Below are 14642 nucleotides of genomic sequence, written 5' to 3'. Positions count from 1 at the left end.
AACATGTTCAGATGAAGGGCGCGGAAGGGGCCCGGAAGGGGTTGTTCCGAGGGTGTCACCACGCCCTCACGGTCACCCCGGAGGCCTGGAGAGGCAGCTCACGCGGCCTTGACAACGGGGCGAAGCGCCCCGCGGTTCCCCGTCGTCCGCATGACCTGCGTCACGCGGGCCGCGGAGTTTAACACAGGGCCTGTCAGACCTTGTGAAGGGGCGCACGAGCGGCCCCCGGACGGCGGGTGGATACTCGATGGCATGAGCACCACGGAGCGTCCCAGGATCCTCGTAGTAGGCGGTGGGTACGTAGGCCTGTACGCAGCTCGGCGCATCCTCAAGAAGATGCGCTACGGCGAGGCGACCGTCACGGTCGTCGACCCCCGGTCGTACATGACCTACCAGCCCTTCCTCCCCGAAGCCGCCGCCGGCAACATCTCCCCTCGCCATGTCGTCGTCCCGCTGCGACGCGTGCTGCCGAAGGCGGAGGTCCTCACCGGCCGGGTCACCACCATCGACCAGGACCGCAAGGTCGCCACGATCGCCCCGCTGGTGGGCGAGGCGTACGAGCTGCCCTTCGACTACCTGGTCATCGCGCTCGGCGCGGTCTCCCGCACCTTCCCGATCCCCGGCCTCGCCGAGCAGGGCATCGGCATGAAGGGCATCGAGGAGTCCATCGGCCTGCGCAACCACGTGCTGGAGCAGCTGGACAAGGCCGACTCCACGACCGACGAGGAGATCCGCCGCAAGGCGCTCACCTTCGTCTTCATCGGCGGTGGCTTCGCGGGCGCGGAGACCATCGGCGAGGTCGAGGACATGGCCCGGGACGCCGCCAAGTACTACAAGAACGTGTCCCGCGAGGACATGCGCTTCATCCTGGTCGACGCCGCCGACAAGATCCTCCCCGAGGTCGGCCCCAAGCTCGGCCAGTACGGCAAGGAGCACCTGGAGAGCCGGGGCGTGGAGATCTACCTCTCCACCTCGATGGACTCCTGCGTCGACGGTCACGTCGTGCTGAAGAACGGCCTCGAGGTCGACGCCAACACGATCGTGTGGACGGCCGGCGTCAAGCCGAACCCGGCCCTCGCCCGCTTCGGTCTGCCCCTCGGCCCGCGCGGCCACGTCGACTGCGAGCCCACGCTCCAGGTCAAGGGCACGGACTACATCTGGGCCGCCGGTGACAACGCGCAGGTCCCGGACCTCGTCGGCCGCAAGGCGGGCAACGAGAACGCCTGGTGCCCGCCGAACGCCCAGCACGCGCTGCGCCAGGCCAAGGTGCTCGGCGACAACGTGGTCTCCGGTATGCGGGGCTTCCCGCAGAAGGAGTACGAGCACGCCAACAAGGGTGCGGTCGCCGGTCTCGGCCTGCACAAGGGCGTGGCGATGATCGTCATGGGCAAGGTGAAGATCAAGCTCAAGGGCCGCCTCGCCTGGTACATGCACCGTGGCTACCACGGCATGGCGATGCCGACCTGGAACCGCAAGATCCGCGTCTTCGCCGACTGGACCCTCGGCATGTTCCTCAAGCGCGAGGTCGTGTCGCTGGGCGCCATGGAGAACCCTCGCGAGGAGTTCTACGAGGCCGCCAAGCCGGCGCCGGTCGCCGCGAGCAAGTCCGAGGAGAAGGCCAAGGCCTCCTGACCTCAGGTCCACCAGCTCAGCCCGAAGGGGCCGCCTGCCATCCGTGGTGCGGGCGGCCCCTTCGGGCTGTGTGCGGTCGTTCACGTCGGTTGTCACCGGGGGTCTTCGCCGCGGCTCTTCGCCGTGGTCGGCACCGTGGTCGTCGCCGTCGGTCAGATGGAGCGCGGCGCCTCGCTGGACCGGTCGGCCCGGTCGGACTGCCCGGCCTGGCTGTCCGGCACCTTGATGCTGTCCAGGGCGTGCTGGTGGTCGCGGTCCATCTGGTCCAGATGGCCGTTCACGGAGGCCGTGAACACGGTGACCAGGTACTTGCCCTGGTCCACCAGGTAGATGTGCCCCCTGGTGCCGTCGGGCGCGGTCAGCTCCGCACTCAGTTCGCGGTGGCCGTCCGCGGTGATGCCCTCCTTGACGTCGGTGCTGCGCAGCACGTCGTCGGACGACTTGGAGTCGGAGTTGTAGCCGTCGACGGCCGCCTTGAGGCTGCCCTGGAGGTCCCACGGAGCGGACGCGTCCGTGCCGGGCACCTCGTCCACGCTGAAGCCCATGGCCCCGTACGGGGTCTGCGTGATGTAGCAGCGGGTGGTCACACCGTTGTCGTTCGTCTTCTGGGCCTCGGCCTTGCCCGGAAGCTGGATCGAGATGCCGCTCGGGGAGTCGGTGGTCTGCGTCCAGTGCGCGGCGACGTCGGTGACGGCCGCGGTCTGCGACGCCGGGGCGGCGAACGCGGTGCCGGGCAGCAGCACACCGCCGGTGATCACCGTGGCGGAGGCGGCGAGGAGAGTGAGGCGCTGGAAGCGGGAGAGACGGGTCATCGGGATGCACATCCTTGGGAGAGGGGGAGTGGGGATGTCTCCATTACGACCCGGGGCCCGGGGGCGGGTCATGCCCCGGCTTCCCGTGGCACGCGGACTCGGGGCTTGACCGGACCCGGGGTGCGCCGCACAATTCCGCGCCCCTTTCGTCCTCCCGCCCGCCCCCGCCGCACGGGTGATCCGGCCGCGACGTCCGGTCCGCACGGCCGCGGAGTGTCGGCATCCGGATACGGAGGGGAATGACATCGGCGTAGGCGATCGTTTTCCGGTGGACGGTGTCAGACGTCTCAAGACGGAGGTGTGCGCCATGGCCGAAGCCGCGCAGCGGCTGAGGAGTCTTGCCGAGCAGATGCTGGGGGCCCCGCTCCCGGTGCGCTTGAAGGCCTGGGACGGATCACAGGCCGGGCCGCCCGACGCGCCGGCGCTCGTCGTGCGCAACCGCCGCGCCCTGCGCCGCATGCTGTTCAAACCGGGCGAACTGGGCCTCGCCCGCGCCTGGGTCTCCGGTGACCTGGACATCGAGGGCGACCTGTACACGACGCTCGACCTGATGGCGGGCCTCGTCTGGGAGCGCGGCGAGGACGCCCGCAGCCTCGGGCAGGCCGTGCGCGACCCCGGCGTCCGGGCCGCCGCCCGCGAGCTGCTGAAACTGGCCGGGCCGCCGGTCCCGCCCGCCCCGCCGCGCGAGGAGATCCGCAGGCCCCGCCGGCGCCTGCACACGCGCCGCACGGACAAGCGGGCCATCAGCCACCACTACGACGTCGGCAACGACTTCTACGAGATCGTCCTCGGCCCGTCCATGGTCTACTCCTGCGCCTACTGGGAGGACGCCGGAACCCTGGAGACCGCCCAGCGCGACAAGCTCGAACTCGTCTGCGCCAAGCTCGGCCTGAAGGAGGGTCAGCGGCTGCTGGACGTCGGCTGCGGCTGGGGCTCCATGGCCATCCACGCGGCCCGCGAGCACGGCGTGAGCGTCGTCGGCGTCACGCTGTCCCAGGAGCAGGCGGCGTACGCCCGCAAGCGCGTCGCCGACGAGGGACTGACCGACCGGGTGGAGATCAGGGTCCAGGACTACCGGGACGTCACGGACGGCCCCTTCGACGCGATCTCCTCCATCGGCATGGCCGAACACGTCGGCGCCGAACGGTACCTGGAGTACGCCCGCCGGCTGCACAGCCTGCTGAAGCCCGGCGGCCGGCTGCTCAACCACCAGATCGCCCGTCGCCCGCAGACCGACGAGTCGGCGTACGAGGTCGACGCGTTCATCGACTCCTACGTCTTCCCGGACGGCGAACTGGCCCCCGTCGGCTCCACCGTCACCCAGCTGGAACGGGCCGGTTTCGAGGTCCGGGACGTGGAGTCCATCCGCGAGCACTACGCCCGCACCCTGCGCCGCTGGGTCACCAACCTGGAGGCCGACTGGGACCGCGCGGTCCGGCTCACCGGTCCGGGCCGGGCCCGGGTCTGGCTGCTGTACATGGCCGCCTGCGCGCTCGCCTTCGAACGCAACCGCATCGGCGTCAACCAGGTCCTCGCGATCCGCACCCCGGAGTCCGGCGCCTCCGGCCTCCCGCTGCGGCCGCGCACCTGGCACGGCTGACCGGCGGCACGGCTGCCGGGGCCACGGCTGCCGGCGGTACGACAGAGGGGGCCCCTTCCCGAGGGGCCCCCTTCACCGTCGTACGACCGTCTGCGCGCTCTGCTGCGCCTACTCGGCCTTGATGGCCGTCAGCATGTTCAGCCGGGCCGCGCGGCGGGCCGGCCACAGCGCGGCCAGGACGCCGACCACGCCCGCCAGCAGCAGGAACACCGCCATCCGGCCCCAGGGCAGCACCAGCTCGTACGTCGGCATCTTGGTGCCCAGCAGCTCGCCGGCCGCCCAGCCGAAGAACACGCCCAGGCCGATGCCCAGCACCCCGCCGAACAGGGAGATCACCAGGGACTCCAGGCGGACCATCCGCTTGACCGAACGACGGTCCAGGCCGATCGCGCGCAGCATGCCGATCTCCTGCGCCCGCTCGAAGACGGACATGGCCAGCGTGTTGATCACGCCGAGCACCGCGACGATCACCGCCATGCCGAGCAGGCCGTAGACCATGTTCAGCATCAGCGTGAACATCTGCGCGATCTCGTTGGAGATGTCCTGCTTGTCCTGGACCTTGATCGCCGGGTTGGTGCCGAGGGTCTTCTCCAGCCGGTCCTTGACCGCGTCGGAGGCGCCGGCGGCGGTCTTGACCATGACCTGCATGTCGGCCGGGTCGGTCAGGTGCGGGGTGAGGACCTTGTTGTCGAGGATGATCCCGTTGAGCATGTCGTTGCCCTCGTAGACCCCCGCGACCGTCAGCCGCGCCGCCTTGCCGTCCTCGAAGTGCGCGGTGAACCGCGAGCCGGCCTTCCAGCCGTGCTGCTCGGCCCGGTCCTCGTCCACGACGACCCGCGTGCCGCCCACCGTGAAGGAGCCGTCGGTCACCTTCAGGTCGGTCAGCTTGCCGATGGCCGCGCCGTCGACACCGGTCAGGTACTGCGTGCCGCCGTCGATGCGGGACTCGCCGTTGCGCAGCGGGCTGCTGGCGGTGACCCCGTCGGCGGCGGCGAGCTTCTTCTCCACCTCGGGGGAGAGCGGGCCGCGGTTGGCCATCGAGACGACGTAGTCGGCGCGGATCGCCGAGCTGGCCATCTTGTCGATGGACTGCTGCAGGCTGCCCGCCATCACCGTCATGCCGGTGATCAGGGTCAGGCCGATCATCAGCGCGGAGGCGGTGGCCGCGGTACGGCGCGGGTTGCGCACCGAGTTCTGCCGGGCCAGCTTGCCCGACACCCCGAAGGCGCGCAGCACCGGCGCGGCGGCGGCGATCAGCGGGCGGGACAGCAGCGGGGTCAGGATGAACACGCCGATGATGAGCAGGACCGCGCCGATGCCCATCACGCCCTGGCCGGTGTCGGCGTCCATCCTCGTGCCGGCCAGGACCGTCGCGACGCCCGCCGCCGCGAACAGCGAGCCCAGGGTGTTGCGCAGCACCAGCGACTTGGCCGTGGCCTGGGCGTGCACGCTGCTCATCGCCGCGACCGGCGGGATCTTCGCGGCCCGGCGGCCGGGCAGCCAGGCGGCCAGCATGGTGATGAGGATGCCGACCGCGAGGGCGGTGACCACCGTGCCGGGGCTGATCACCAGCGGTCCGTCGGGGACGCTCGCGCCGAAGGAGCCCAGCAGGGAGCGCAGGCCCGCGCCGATGCCGACACCGGCGGCGAGGCCGGCCACGCCGGCGACCGCGCCGACCGCGAAGGCCTCCAGGAGCACCGAGCGGGTGACCTGGCGGCGGGAGGCGCCGACGGCCCGCAGCAGGGCCAGTTCGCGGGTGCGCTGGGCGACCAGCATGGTGAAGGTGTTGGCGATGATGAACGTCCCGACGAACAGGGCGATGCCGGCGAACACCAGCAGGCCCTGCTTCAGGCCGCTCATCGAGGAGGAGATCGCCTCGGCCTGGTCGTCGGCGAGCTGCCGGCCGGTGGTGGTGTCCACCAGCTTCGCGGGCAGGGCCTTGTCCAGCTCGGCCTTGAGCGCCGCCTGGCCGGTGCCGGGCGCGGCCTGCACGTCGATCTCGTCGTACGTGCCCTTCTTGCCGAACAGGGACTGCGCGGTCGCCGTGTCGAACAGGGTGAGGCTGCCGCCGGCGGCGACGTTGCCGTCGTCGGTGGTGAAGATGCCGCTGACGGTGGGCGTGAGGACCGGGCCGTCGACGGAGAGGCGCACGGTGTCGCCGACCCGGTAGCCGGCCCGCTGCGCGGTCGCCGAGTCGATCGCCACCTCGTGGCTGCCACGCGGGGCGTGGCCGCTGACCAGCGGGTAACGCGGGTCCTCGGTGCCCCAGTAGTTGCCGCCGGCGGACTGCCAGTCGCCGCCGACGAGCTTGCCGTCCTTGTCGGCGAGGGCGGTGAAGCCGGTGACGACACCGGTGGCGGAGGCGGCGCCGGGGACCTTGGCGGCCTTGTCGAGCAGGGCCCGGGTCAGCCGGGGCGTCGTGCCGACCTTGTCGCCCTCGGAGTCCTGGTACTCGGGCCGTACGGCGACGTCGACCCGGTCGAATCCCTTGGCCGAACTCTTCTGGTAGGCGTCGGAGATGGTGTTGGTGAAGACCAGCGTCCCGGAGACGAACGCCACGCCGAGCATGACGGCGAGCACGGTCATCAGGAGCCGGGCCTTGTGCGCGAGGACGTTGCGCAGGGCGGTGCGGAACATCAGCTGGTACGGCCCTTCGCGTCGAACTGCTTCATGGTGTCGAGGACGGAGTCGGCCGTCGGGCCGTACATCTCGTCGACGATCCGCCCGTCGGCCAGGAAGATGACGCGGTCCGCGTAGGCGGCGGCCACCGGGTCGTGCGTGACCATGACGACGGTCTGCCCCAGCTCGCGCACGGAGTTGCGCAGGAAGCCGAGGACCTCGGCGCCGGAGCGGGAGTCCAGGTTCCCGGTCGGCTCGTCACCGAAGATGATCTCGGGCCGGGAGGCCAGGGCGCGGGCGACGGCGACGCGCTGCTGCTGGCCGCCGGAGAGCTGCGAGGGCCGGTGGCCGAGCCGCCCGGACAGCCCGACCATCTCGATGACCCGGTCCAGCCACGCCTTGTCCGGCTTCCGCCCGGCGATGTCCATCGGGAGGGTGATGTTCTCCAGGGCGGTCAGCGTGGGCAGCAGGTTGAACGCCTGGAAGATGAAGCCGATCTTGTCCCGGCGCAACTTGGTGAGCTGCTTGTCCTTCAGGGACCCCAGCTCGGTGTCCCCGATCCGGACGGACCCGGAGGAGAAGGTGTCCAGTCCGGCCACGCAGTGCATCAGCGTGGACTTGCCGGAGCCGGACGGCCCCATGATCGCGGTGAACTCGGCGGTCCGGAAGTCGACGGAGACCCGGTCCAGGGCGACCACCCGGGTCTCACCCTGCCCGTAGATCTTCGACAGCTCCGTGGCGCGTGCGGCCACGGCGGTGGTCCGGCCGGCGGTGGGTGTGGTGGTCACGGGAGGAGGCTCCTGTCGGTACGACGTCTGTTCGTGGGGGACGGATCCATCGTCCCGGCGCGCAGCACGCGTGGAGTCAGTCGCTGTTCCGGTTCCGGAGGGGGACTCGGGTCGGACGGGGCGGCCCGGTGTCATACCTGGGGAGGACGGGCGACCCTGACTCCCGCCGTCCGGAGAACAGGTGGAACGCCCTCGTTCGGACGGTGAAATTCCGTCATTTCACGTACGCGCGCAAAGCCGTCGCGTCAGGCTATTGGCAAGTGCGGATGGCGCGTTCCGTCGGCTGATGCACCCTCAGACGTCAATAAAATAAGACAACATCGGTCCACCCGTCCGCTGTTCGGGGGATGGGTCCCGATAGGCTCGAACCTCGAAGCGGAGCCCATGGCCTGCCCGGATGGTGGAATGCAGACACGGCGAGCTTAAACCTCGCTGCCCCTTCGCGGGCGTGCCGGTTCAAGTCCGGCTCCGGGCACCTTCCCTCCCCATGACGTCACTCCCTGACGCCACTTCCTGACGTCACCTCGTGGCGTCACCTCCTGAATCCATCGAACCGCCGCGCGACCGTTGACAGGGTGCCCCGTGCGGTCCGAAACTCACGTCCCACGTCAGTGAAGGAAAGTTCACCAGACGAACGCGGCCTGGGGTGGCGAAGACAGGGGACGGCCGATGCGCACCACCGTCGGGATCATCGGAGCGGGGCCCGCCGGGCTGCTGCTCGCGCGGCTGCTGCACCGTGCCGGTGTCGAGTCGGTCGTACTGGAGAGCCGTGACCGTGCCTACGTCGAGCGGCGGCAGCGGGCCGGGATTCTGGAGCAGGGGACCGTCGACGTGCTGCGGGCCGTGGGGGCCGGGGAGCGGATGGACCGGGAGGGGCTGCGGCACGACGGGATCGAGCTGCGGTTCGACCGGCGCCGGCACCGCGTCGGCTTCCCCGCGCTCACCGGCGGGCGGTCGGTGACCGTCTACGCCCAGACCGAGGTCTGCAAGGACCTGATCGCGCTCCAGTCGAAGGAGGGCGGCCCGCTGCTGTTCGGGGCCGAGGCGCTGGCGGTGGAGGGGGCGGAGGGCGACCGGCCGCGGATCCCCTTCCGGCACCAGGGGCGCGAAGACGTACTGGAGTGCGACTACGCCGTCGGCTGCGACGGCTTCCGGGGCGTGGCCCGCGCGGCCTTCCCGGCCGGCGTCTCTCGGGTGTTCGAGCGGACGTACCCCTACGCCTGGCTCGGCATCCTCGCCGACGTCCCCCCTTCGCACGACGAACTCGTCTACGCCCGCCACGAGCGCGGCTTCGCCCTGCTGTCCATGCGGTCGCCGGCCGTCTCCCGGCTCTACCTCCAGGTGCCCGCCGGGACCGAGGCCGAGGAGTGGGGTGACGAGGAGATCTGGGACGAACTGGAGCGGCGGTTCGAGACGGACGACGGCTGGCGGCTGGAGCGCGGGCCCGTCACCCGGAAGTCGGTCACGCCGATGCGCTCCTTCGTGCACGAGCCGATGCGGCACGGCCGGCTCTTCCTCGCGGGCGACGCCGCCCACATCGTCCCGCCCACCGGTGCCAAGGGGCTGAACCTCGCCGTTGGCGACGTCGTCACCCTCGCCCGGGCCCTCGTCCACGCGGAGGAGACCGGCTCCCCGGACCTCCTCGACGCCTACTCCGCGACCTGTCTGCGCCGGGTCTGGCAGGCCGAGCGGTTCTCCTACGACATGACGACCCTGCTGCACCGCTCCCCGGACGCCACCGCCTTCGACGCCCGCCTCCAGCTCGCCCGGCTGGAACGGATCGCCTCCTCCCGCGCGGCCGAGACCGACCTGGCCGAGGCGTACACGGGGTTTCCGCTCGGTTAGCCGTCCGCCCGTGGCCGGGAATCAGGCCCGCGCGTAGCGTGTTGCGCAGCACGGCAGGGGAAAGAGGCACAGGGAAAGATCCACCGAGGGAAGATCCACAGAGAAAGATCCTCCTCAAGTATCATGGTCGATCCTTTGCCAATCCATTACTCTTGAGCCAAGGCTGCGCTCGGCAGCCATGGAGGAGTGAAATGAGGAGCAGCAACCCGGTCTTCTCGCGACGGGGGTTCAGCCGCGACAACGGCTACGCCGGCTTCAACACCGCACCGCAGGCCGGGTACGCACAGGGCAACCCGTACGCGCAGAACCCGTACGCGCAGAACCCGTACGCGCAGGGTGACGTCCAGCACGGCGCCCCGCCGCAGGCCCCGGCCACCACCGACCGGATGACCATGGACGACGTCGTCGTCCGCTCGGCCCTCACGCTCGGTACGGTCGCCGTCGGCGCCGTCCTCGCCTGGGCGCTCCTGCCCGTCTCGGGCACCAGCTACGGCCTGGCCGTCGGCGCCGCGCTCATCGCGTTCGTCCTGGCGATGGTCCAGAGCTTCAAGCGCACCCCGTCCCCCGCGCTGATCCTGGGGTACGCCGCCTTCGAGGGCGTCTTCCTCGGCGTCTTCAGCGAGATGTTCAACAGCCGGTGGAGCGGCGCGCCCTTCCAGGCCGTGCTCGGCACCATGGCGGTCTCCGGTGCCACCCTGCTGGTCTACAAGGCCGGCTGGATCCGCGTCACCGCGCGCTACGCCCGCATCGGCATCGCCATCGCGATCGCCTTCATGGTGGTCATGGCGATCAACCTGCTGCTGGTCGCCTTCGGCGTCGCCGAGGACGGCGGACTGCGCAGCTTCGGGCCGCTCGGCGCGCTCGTCGGCATCATCGCGATCCTGCTCGGCGCGTTCTTCCTCACCCTCGACTTCAAGCAGATCGAGGACGGCATCGCCTACGGCGCACCGCGCAACGAGTCCTGGCTGGCCGCGTTCGGCCTCACCATGACCCTGGTGTGGATCTACGTGGAGATGCTGCGGCTGGTCGCGATCTTCAGCAGCAACGACTAGCGACGACGACTGGCGACAACGGCCGGCGACAACGGCCGTCAGGGACAACGACCGGCGCGTGAGCGCCGGTCACCGGCAGGGCCCCGGGCGATCCGCCCGGGGCCCTGTGCCGTTCAGAGCAGCTTGCGCGCCGCCCTCCTCAGGTCGTACTCGTGCACGATCGCCTTCGCGTGGCCGTACGCCAGGTCGTACTCGTGCCGGAGCCAGCTGACCTTCTCCTCGAAGCGGAAGAGCGCCGGGCCTTCTTCGACGGTGCGCAGCCAGTCGGAGATCTCACGACCGGTGCAGTGCGGGATGCGGGCGAGCAGATTGCGGTGGGTCTCCTCGGAGAAGACGTGGGACATCGGCGCCTCCGAACGCAAAGGGGATGTAAGCCGGTCCTTCACGTCACCGTGCCTGAGCGTTCGCGTATTGGCAACAGTGCGGCGGGTTACGCTCGGCTGGTGGTTGATACGACGCCCTTGACCCAAGCAGTGGATCACTTCGCCGACCGGTTGCGGGCGGCACCGCAGAGCCGGCTCCAACGCGGCGCTGCCGCCGAGGCCTTGGCCGTGGCCCGGGAACTCTCCCGGCGGGCCCAGCTGATGGAGGACCCGGGGCGTGAGCCCCGGGAGATGCCGGACGCCGGCATGTTCGCCGCCGCCGACCAGATCCTGGTGGCCGCGCACGACCTCGCGGTCGTGGTGCGCAGTGAGGACCAGGTCGCCGAAGCGGTGCGGTTGGTGGAGGAGGCGCGGCAGCGGGCGGGGGTCTGAGGGCGCTGTCCTACAGGGACGCGATGTCCTACAGGGACGCGATGTCCTACAGGGACGCGATGACGCGGTCCGCCAGGATGTAGACCGTCTCCTCGCCGCACGCGAACGTCAGCGTGTACGCGCCCGAGATGCCCGAACCGCCCAGCAGGTACGGGGACTCGCCCGACTCCAGGGCCGCCGCCAGGCGTTCCGCCGTCTCACGGTGGCCCGGGGTCATGCAGAGGGTGGTGCCGTCGGCGAAGACGTAGACGTCGAGGGTGCCGAGCGGGCCGGGGCGGACGTCGGAGAGTTCGACGCGGTCGGCGGCCAGCTCCTCCAGGGTGGTCACCGTGCGCTCGTGGTCACCCACGGCGGGCGACTGCACCGGGACGAAGTCGGGGTGCGAGGGGTGCCGGCGGCGGGCCGCGGCCAGTTCCGGGGAGTCTCCGGAAGGGGCGCCCGGAGGCGTGCCCCCGGCGAAGTCCTCGGCGTCGACGCTCGGCTCGGACACCGGCTCCAGCGGCTCCAGGCCGACGAAGTCCGCCTGCCGGGGCAGGAAGACGTCCGCCTCGGGCAGCCCGAACAGCGAGGGCGCGTCCGAGGCGTCGCGGGCCTCCTGCGCCGCCCAGAAGGCACGGGCCTCGGCCAGCTCGCGCTCCCGCTCCTCGGCGAGTGCCGCGGCCACGGCCGCGCGTATCTGCTCGGCGTCGGCGGTGGTACGGGCGTTCGGCAGCAGGGCGCGCGCCGAGGCCGCCTGGTCGGCGGCGAGCTGCCGCTGCAGCTCGGTGAGCTGGCGGCGCAGCTTCAGAACGGTGCGCAGGACGGCGACGCCCACGGCGCCGGTGGCTGCCGTGGTGAGCAGCAGGGCGATAGGCATGGCGCTCACTGACATACTCCCGGTTCAAAGTCGACCCCCGACTTCCTACATCAGCTTGAAGGGCGGACTATCCAACTGTCAGTGCGTAACGTCACGAAACGGACAGGACTTTGGGTCCGCCGTTCCGCCGCACGCTCCGCTGACCGGCCCTGACCTGCACCGATGCGCCAGCCGAGCGAGATAGGTCACATCCTGGGGGAGATTGGATCACGAAAAGGCCCAGAACCGTGGTGTTTCCTGGGTTCTGGGCCCTTCTGCGACGTACCGTGCGGGGTTCGCTACGGACGGTGGGTCAGCTGAGGCGCTCGATGACCATCGCCATGCCCTGGCCGCCGCCGACGCACATCGTCTCCAGACCGAACTGCTTGTCGTGCCACTGGAGCGAGTTGATGAGCGTGCCGGTGATGCGGGCGCCGGTCATGCCGAAGGGGTGGCCGACGGCGATGGCGCCGCCGTTGACGTTCAGCTTGTCGAGGTCGATGCCGAGGTCCTGGTACGACGGGATCACCTGGGCGGCGAAGGCCTCGTTGATCTCGACCAGGTCGATGTCGTCGATGGTCAGGCCGGCGCGCTGAAGGGCCTGCTTGCTCGCCTCGACGGGGCCGAGGCCCATGATCTCGGGGGAGAGGCCGGAGACGCCGGTGGAGACGATCCGGGCGAGCGGGGTCAGGCCCAGCTCGCGGGCCTTGGTGTCGGACATGATGACGAGCGCGGCGGCGCCGTCGTTCAGCGGGCAGCAGTTGCCGGCGGTGACGAGTCCGTCCGGGCGGAACACCGGCTTCAGGCCCTGCACGGCCTCCAGCGTGACGCCGGCGCGCGGGCCGTCGTCCTTGCTGACCACCGTGCCGTCGGGCAGCGTGACCGGGGTGATCTCGCGCTCCCAGAAGCCGTTCTTGATGGCTTCCTCGGCGAGGTTCTGCGAGCGGACGCCGAACTCGTCCATCTCCTGGCGGGTGACGCCCTTGGCGCGGGCCAGGTTCTCGGCGGTCTGGCCCATCGCGATGTACGGGTCGGGCAGCAGGCCGTCCTCGCGCGGGTCGTGCCAGGTCGTGCCTTCCTGCTGGGCGACGGCCTCGGTGCGGGCCTGCGCCTCGGCGAACAGCGGGTTGTAGGTGCCCGGCATGTCGGAGCTGCCGTTGCGGTAGCTGGAGACCATCTCGACACCGGCCGAGATGAAGACGTCGCCCTCGCCGGCCTTGATGGCGTGCAGCGCCATGCGGGACGTCTGCAGGGAGGAGGAACAGTAACGGGTGATCGTGCAGCCCGGCAGGTGGTCCATGCCCATCTGCACGGCGACGATCCGGCCGAGGTTGTGGCCCTGCTCGCCGCCGGGGAGGCCGCAGCCGAGCATCAGGTCGTCGATGTCCCGGGGGTCCAGCTCGGGGATCTTGGCGAGCGCGGCCTGGATGATCGTGGCGGTGAGGTCGTCGGGGCGCAGGTCCTTCAGGGAGCCCTTGTTCGCGCGGCCGATGGGGGAGCGGGCGGTCGAGACGATGACGGCTTCGGGCATCACGGCTCCAGTGGAAGGGGGTTGGGCAGGGCCGGTTGGGAAGTTACCCGTACGTATGGCCCAGGTCACCGGTGTTGCGGTGTGACACTGACCGCAATTGTCTAAGCGCTTGCTTGGCTCCGCCGGTCCTCGGCGCAGACGGTCAGAGCGGCCGGGTGGCCGGCTCCGCCTCGGGTACCCGCCGCCGGCGCCGGCGCTTCAGCAACGCCCACGGTCCCCGCGGGCCCGTCGGCATCGCCGCCGTCACCTCCGTGCCCGCCTCCGACGCGGCCTCCGCCGCCGCCCGCGCCACCGGCAGGAAGCCCTCGCGGCGCGACACGTCCGGCCGTTCCTCGTCCGCCGGCCACAGGCCCAGCGCCGCGCACACCGTCGGCAGCACCGCCATCGCCGCGGTCGCGTAGCCCTCGGCCGAGGGGTGGTAGTTGTCCGGCCCGAACAGCTCCCGGGGGTTGGCCTCGAACTCGGGCCCGAGCAGGTCGCCCAGCGACACCGTGCGCCCGCCCTGCTCCACCACCCCGATCGTCTGCGCCGCCGCCAGCTGCCGGGACGCCCGCCGGGCCAGCCACCGCAGCGGCTGCTGCACCGGCTCGATCGTGCCGAGGTCGGGACAGGTGCCGACCACCACCTCCGCGCCGGCCGTGCGCAGCCGCCGCACCGCCGCCGACAGGTGCCGTACCGAGCGGGTCGGCGGCATCCGGTGGGTCACGTCGTTCGCGCCGACCATGATCACGCAGATGTCCGGGACGGGGCCGGGGGAGGACAGCACCAGGGCCACCTGGCGGTCCAGGTCGTCGGACTGGGCCCCCGGCACCGCCACGTTGCGCAGCTCCACCGGGCGTTCCGCCACCGCCGCGAGACCGGAGGCCAGCAGCGCCCCCGGCGTCTGCCCCGCCCGGTGCACGCCCTGCCCCGCCGCCGTGGAGTCGCCGAGCATGGTCAGGCGCAGGGGCGGCTCGCCGGGGATGTCGTACGCGTGGCCGTACACCCCGTCGGCCACCGGCACCCGGCCGCCGCTGCCGTTGCCCACATGGCGCCGGGCGAGCCGTACCTCCGCCAGCACCAGCCCGACGACGGCCGCGCCGACCAGTCCGGCCCCGCCCCCGCCGTACGCCGCCCCGGCCGCGATGCGCCGGGCCACCCGCGCCCTCGACATGCTCGTCATGCGTCGCCGCC

The 14642-nt window shown here is 71.1% G+C and carries 12 protein-coding genes and 1 tRNA gene; 6 read left to right on the top strand and 7 right to left on the bottom strand.

Features of this window, described 5'->3' with window-relative positions; all coding sequences use genetic code 11:
• The first annotated feature begins 252 nt into the window (after positions 1-252).
• The gene (locus IEZ20_RS04180; protein ID WP_189294728.1) at positions 253-1632 is read left to right on the top strand and encodes an NAD(P)/FAD-dependent oxidoreductase; all 1380 of its coding nucleotides are present in this window, start codon (positions 253-255) and stop codon (positions 1630-1632) included.
• 152 nt (positions 1633-1784) lie between these two features.
• Here IEZ20_RS04180 and IEZ20_RS04175 read toward each other — a convergent pair whose 3' ends face one another.
• Positions 1785-2444 (bottom strand): hypothetical protein, encoded by a 660-nt coding sequence (locus IEZ20_RS04175; RefSeq protein WP_189294727.1) that lies wholly within the window; start codon positions 2442-2444, stop codon positions 1785-1787.
• Between the two features lie 307 nt (positions 2445-2751).
• Here IEZ20_RS04175 and IEZ20_RS04170 point away from each other — a divergent pair, with 307 nt between their 5' ends.
• Positions 2752-4044 carry an SAM-dependent methyltransferase gene (locus tag IEZ20_RS04170; RefSeq protein WP_189294726.1) on the top strand — a complete coding sequence of 431 codons (1293 nt, stop codon included), beginning with the start codon at positions 2752-2754 and terminating at the stop codon, positions 4042-4044.
• 108 nt (positions 4045-4152) lie between these two features.
• On the opposite strand, the gene IEZ20_RS04165 is transcribed toward IEZ20_RS04170, so the two are convergent.
• Together IEZ20_RS04165 and IEZ20_RS04160 are read right to left on the bottom strand one after the other, a co-directional pair.
• On the bottom strand, positions 4153-6681 hold the full coding sequence (locus IEZ20_RS04165; protein WP_189294725.1) for an ABC transporter permease: 2529 nt from the start codon (positions 6679-6681) through the stop codon (positions 4153-4155).
• Entirely contained in the window at positions 6681-7451 is a 771-nt protein-coding gene (locus IEZ20_RS04160; RefSeq protein ID WP_189294724.1) for an ABC transporter ATP-binding protein, read from the bottom strand. Before IEZ20_RS04160 ends, IEZ20_RS04165 begins: the two co-directional genes overlap by 1 nt.
• Before the next feature lie 391 nt (positions 7452-7842).
• Here IEZ20_RS04160 and IEZ20_RS04155 point away from each other — a divergent pair.
• The 3 genes from IEZ20_RS04155 to IEZ20_RS04145 all read left to right on the top strand — a co-directional run bounded on the left by IEZ20_RS04155 (position 7843) and on the right by IEZ20_RS04145 (position 10348).
• A tRNA-Leu gene (locus IEZ20_RS04155) sits at positions 7843-7926 on the top strand.
• Between the two features lie 194 nt (positions 7927-8120).
• Positions 8121-9296: a 4-hydroxybenzoate 3-monooxygenase gene (locus IEZ20_RS04150; protein WP_189294723.1), complete on the top strand. Its 1176-nt coding sequence runs from the start codon at positions 8121-8123 to the stop codon at positions 9294-9296.
• Positions 9297-9487: 191 nt separating this feature from the next.
• Positions 9488-10348 (top strand): Bax inhibitor-1/YccA family protein, encoded by an 861-nt coding sequence (locus tag IEZ20_RS04145; protein ID WP_189294722.1) that lies wholly within the window; start codon positions 9488-9490, stop codon positions 10346-10348.
• 113 nt (positions 10349-10461) lie between these two features.
• On the opposite strand, the gene IEZ20_RS04140 is transcribed toward IEZ20_RS04145, so the two are convergent.
• Positions 10462-10692 (bottom strand): DUF4287 domain-containing protein, encoded by a 231-nt coding sequence (locus IEZ20_RS04140; RefSeq protein ID WP_189294721.1) that lies wholly within the window; start codon positions 10690-10692, stop codon positions 10462-10464.
• Positions 10693-10791: 99 nt separating this feature from the next.
• Here IEZ20_RS04140 and IEZ20_RS04135 point away from each other — a divergent pair, with 99 nt between their 5' ends.
• On the top strand, positions 10792-11103 hold the full coding sequence (locus tag IEZ20_RS04135; RefSeq protein ID WP_189294720.1) for a hypothetical protein: 312 nt from the start codon (positions 10792-10794) through the stop codon (positions 11101-11103).
• A 46-nt stretch (positions 11104-11149) separates the two neighbouring features.
• On the opposite strand, the gene IEZ20_RS04130 is transcribed toward IEZ20_RS04135, so the two are convergent.
• From IEZ20_RS04130 to IEZ20_RS04120, 3 genes are all read right to left on the bottom strand, one after another.
• On the bottom strand, positions 11150-11968 hold the full coding sequence (locus tag IEZ20_RS04130; protein ID WP_189294719.1) for a hypothetical protein: 819 nt from the start codon (positions 11966-11968) through the stop codon (positions 11150-11152).
• 283 nt (positions 11969-12251) lie between these two features.
• Positions 12252-13469, bottom strand: coding sequence for an acetyl-CoA C-acetyltransferase (locus tag IEZ20_RS04125; protein ID WP_189294718.1), 1218 nt, complete (start codon positions 13467-13469; stop codon positions 12252-12254).
• 142 nt (positions 13470-13611) lie between these two features.
• Positions 13612-14631 carry an SGNH/GDSL hydrolase family protein gene (locus IEZ20_RS04120; protein WP_189294717.1) on the bottom strand — a complete coding sequence of 340 codons (1020 nt, stop codon included), beginning with the start codon at positions 14629-14631 and terminating at the stop codon, positions 13612-13614.
• Between the last annotated feature and the right edge of the window lie 11 nt (positions 14632-14642).

This window comes from Streptomyces cinerochromogenes (assembly GCF_014648635.1).
In the GTDB taxonomy this organism is placed as follows: domain Bacteria; phylum Actinomycetota; class Actinomycetes; order Streptomycetales; family Streptomycetaceae; genus Streptomyces; species Streptomyces cinerochromogenes.
This window is presented reverse-complemented; position numbering and strand designations above follow the sequence as displayed.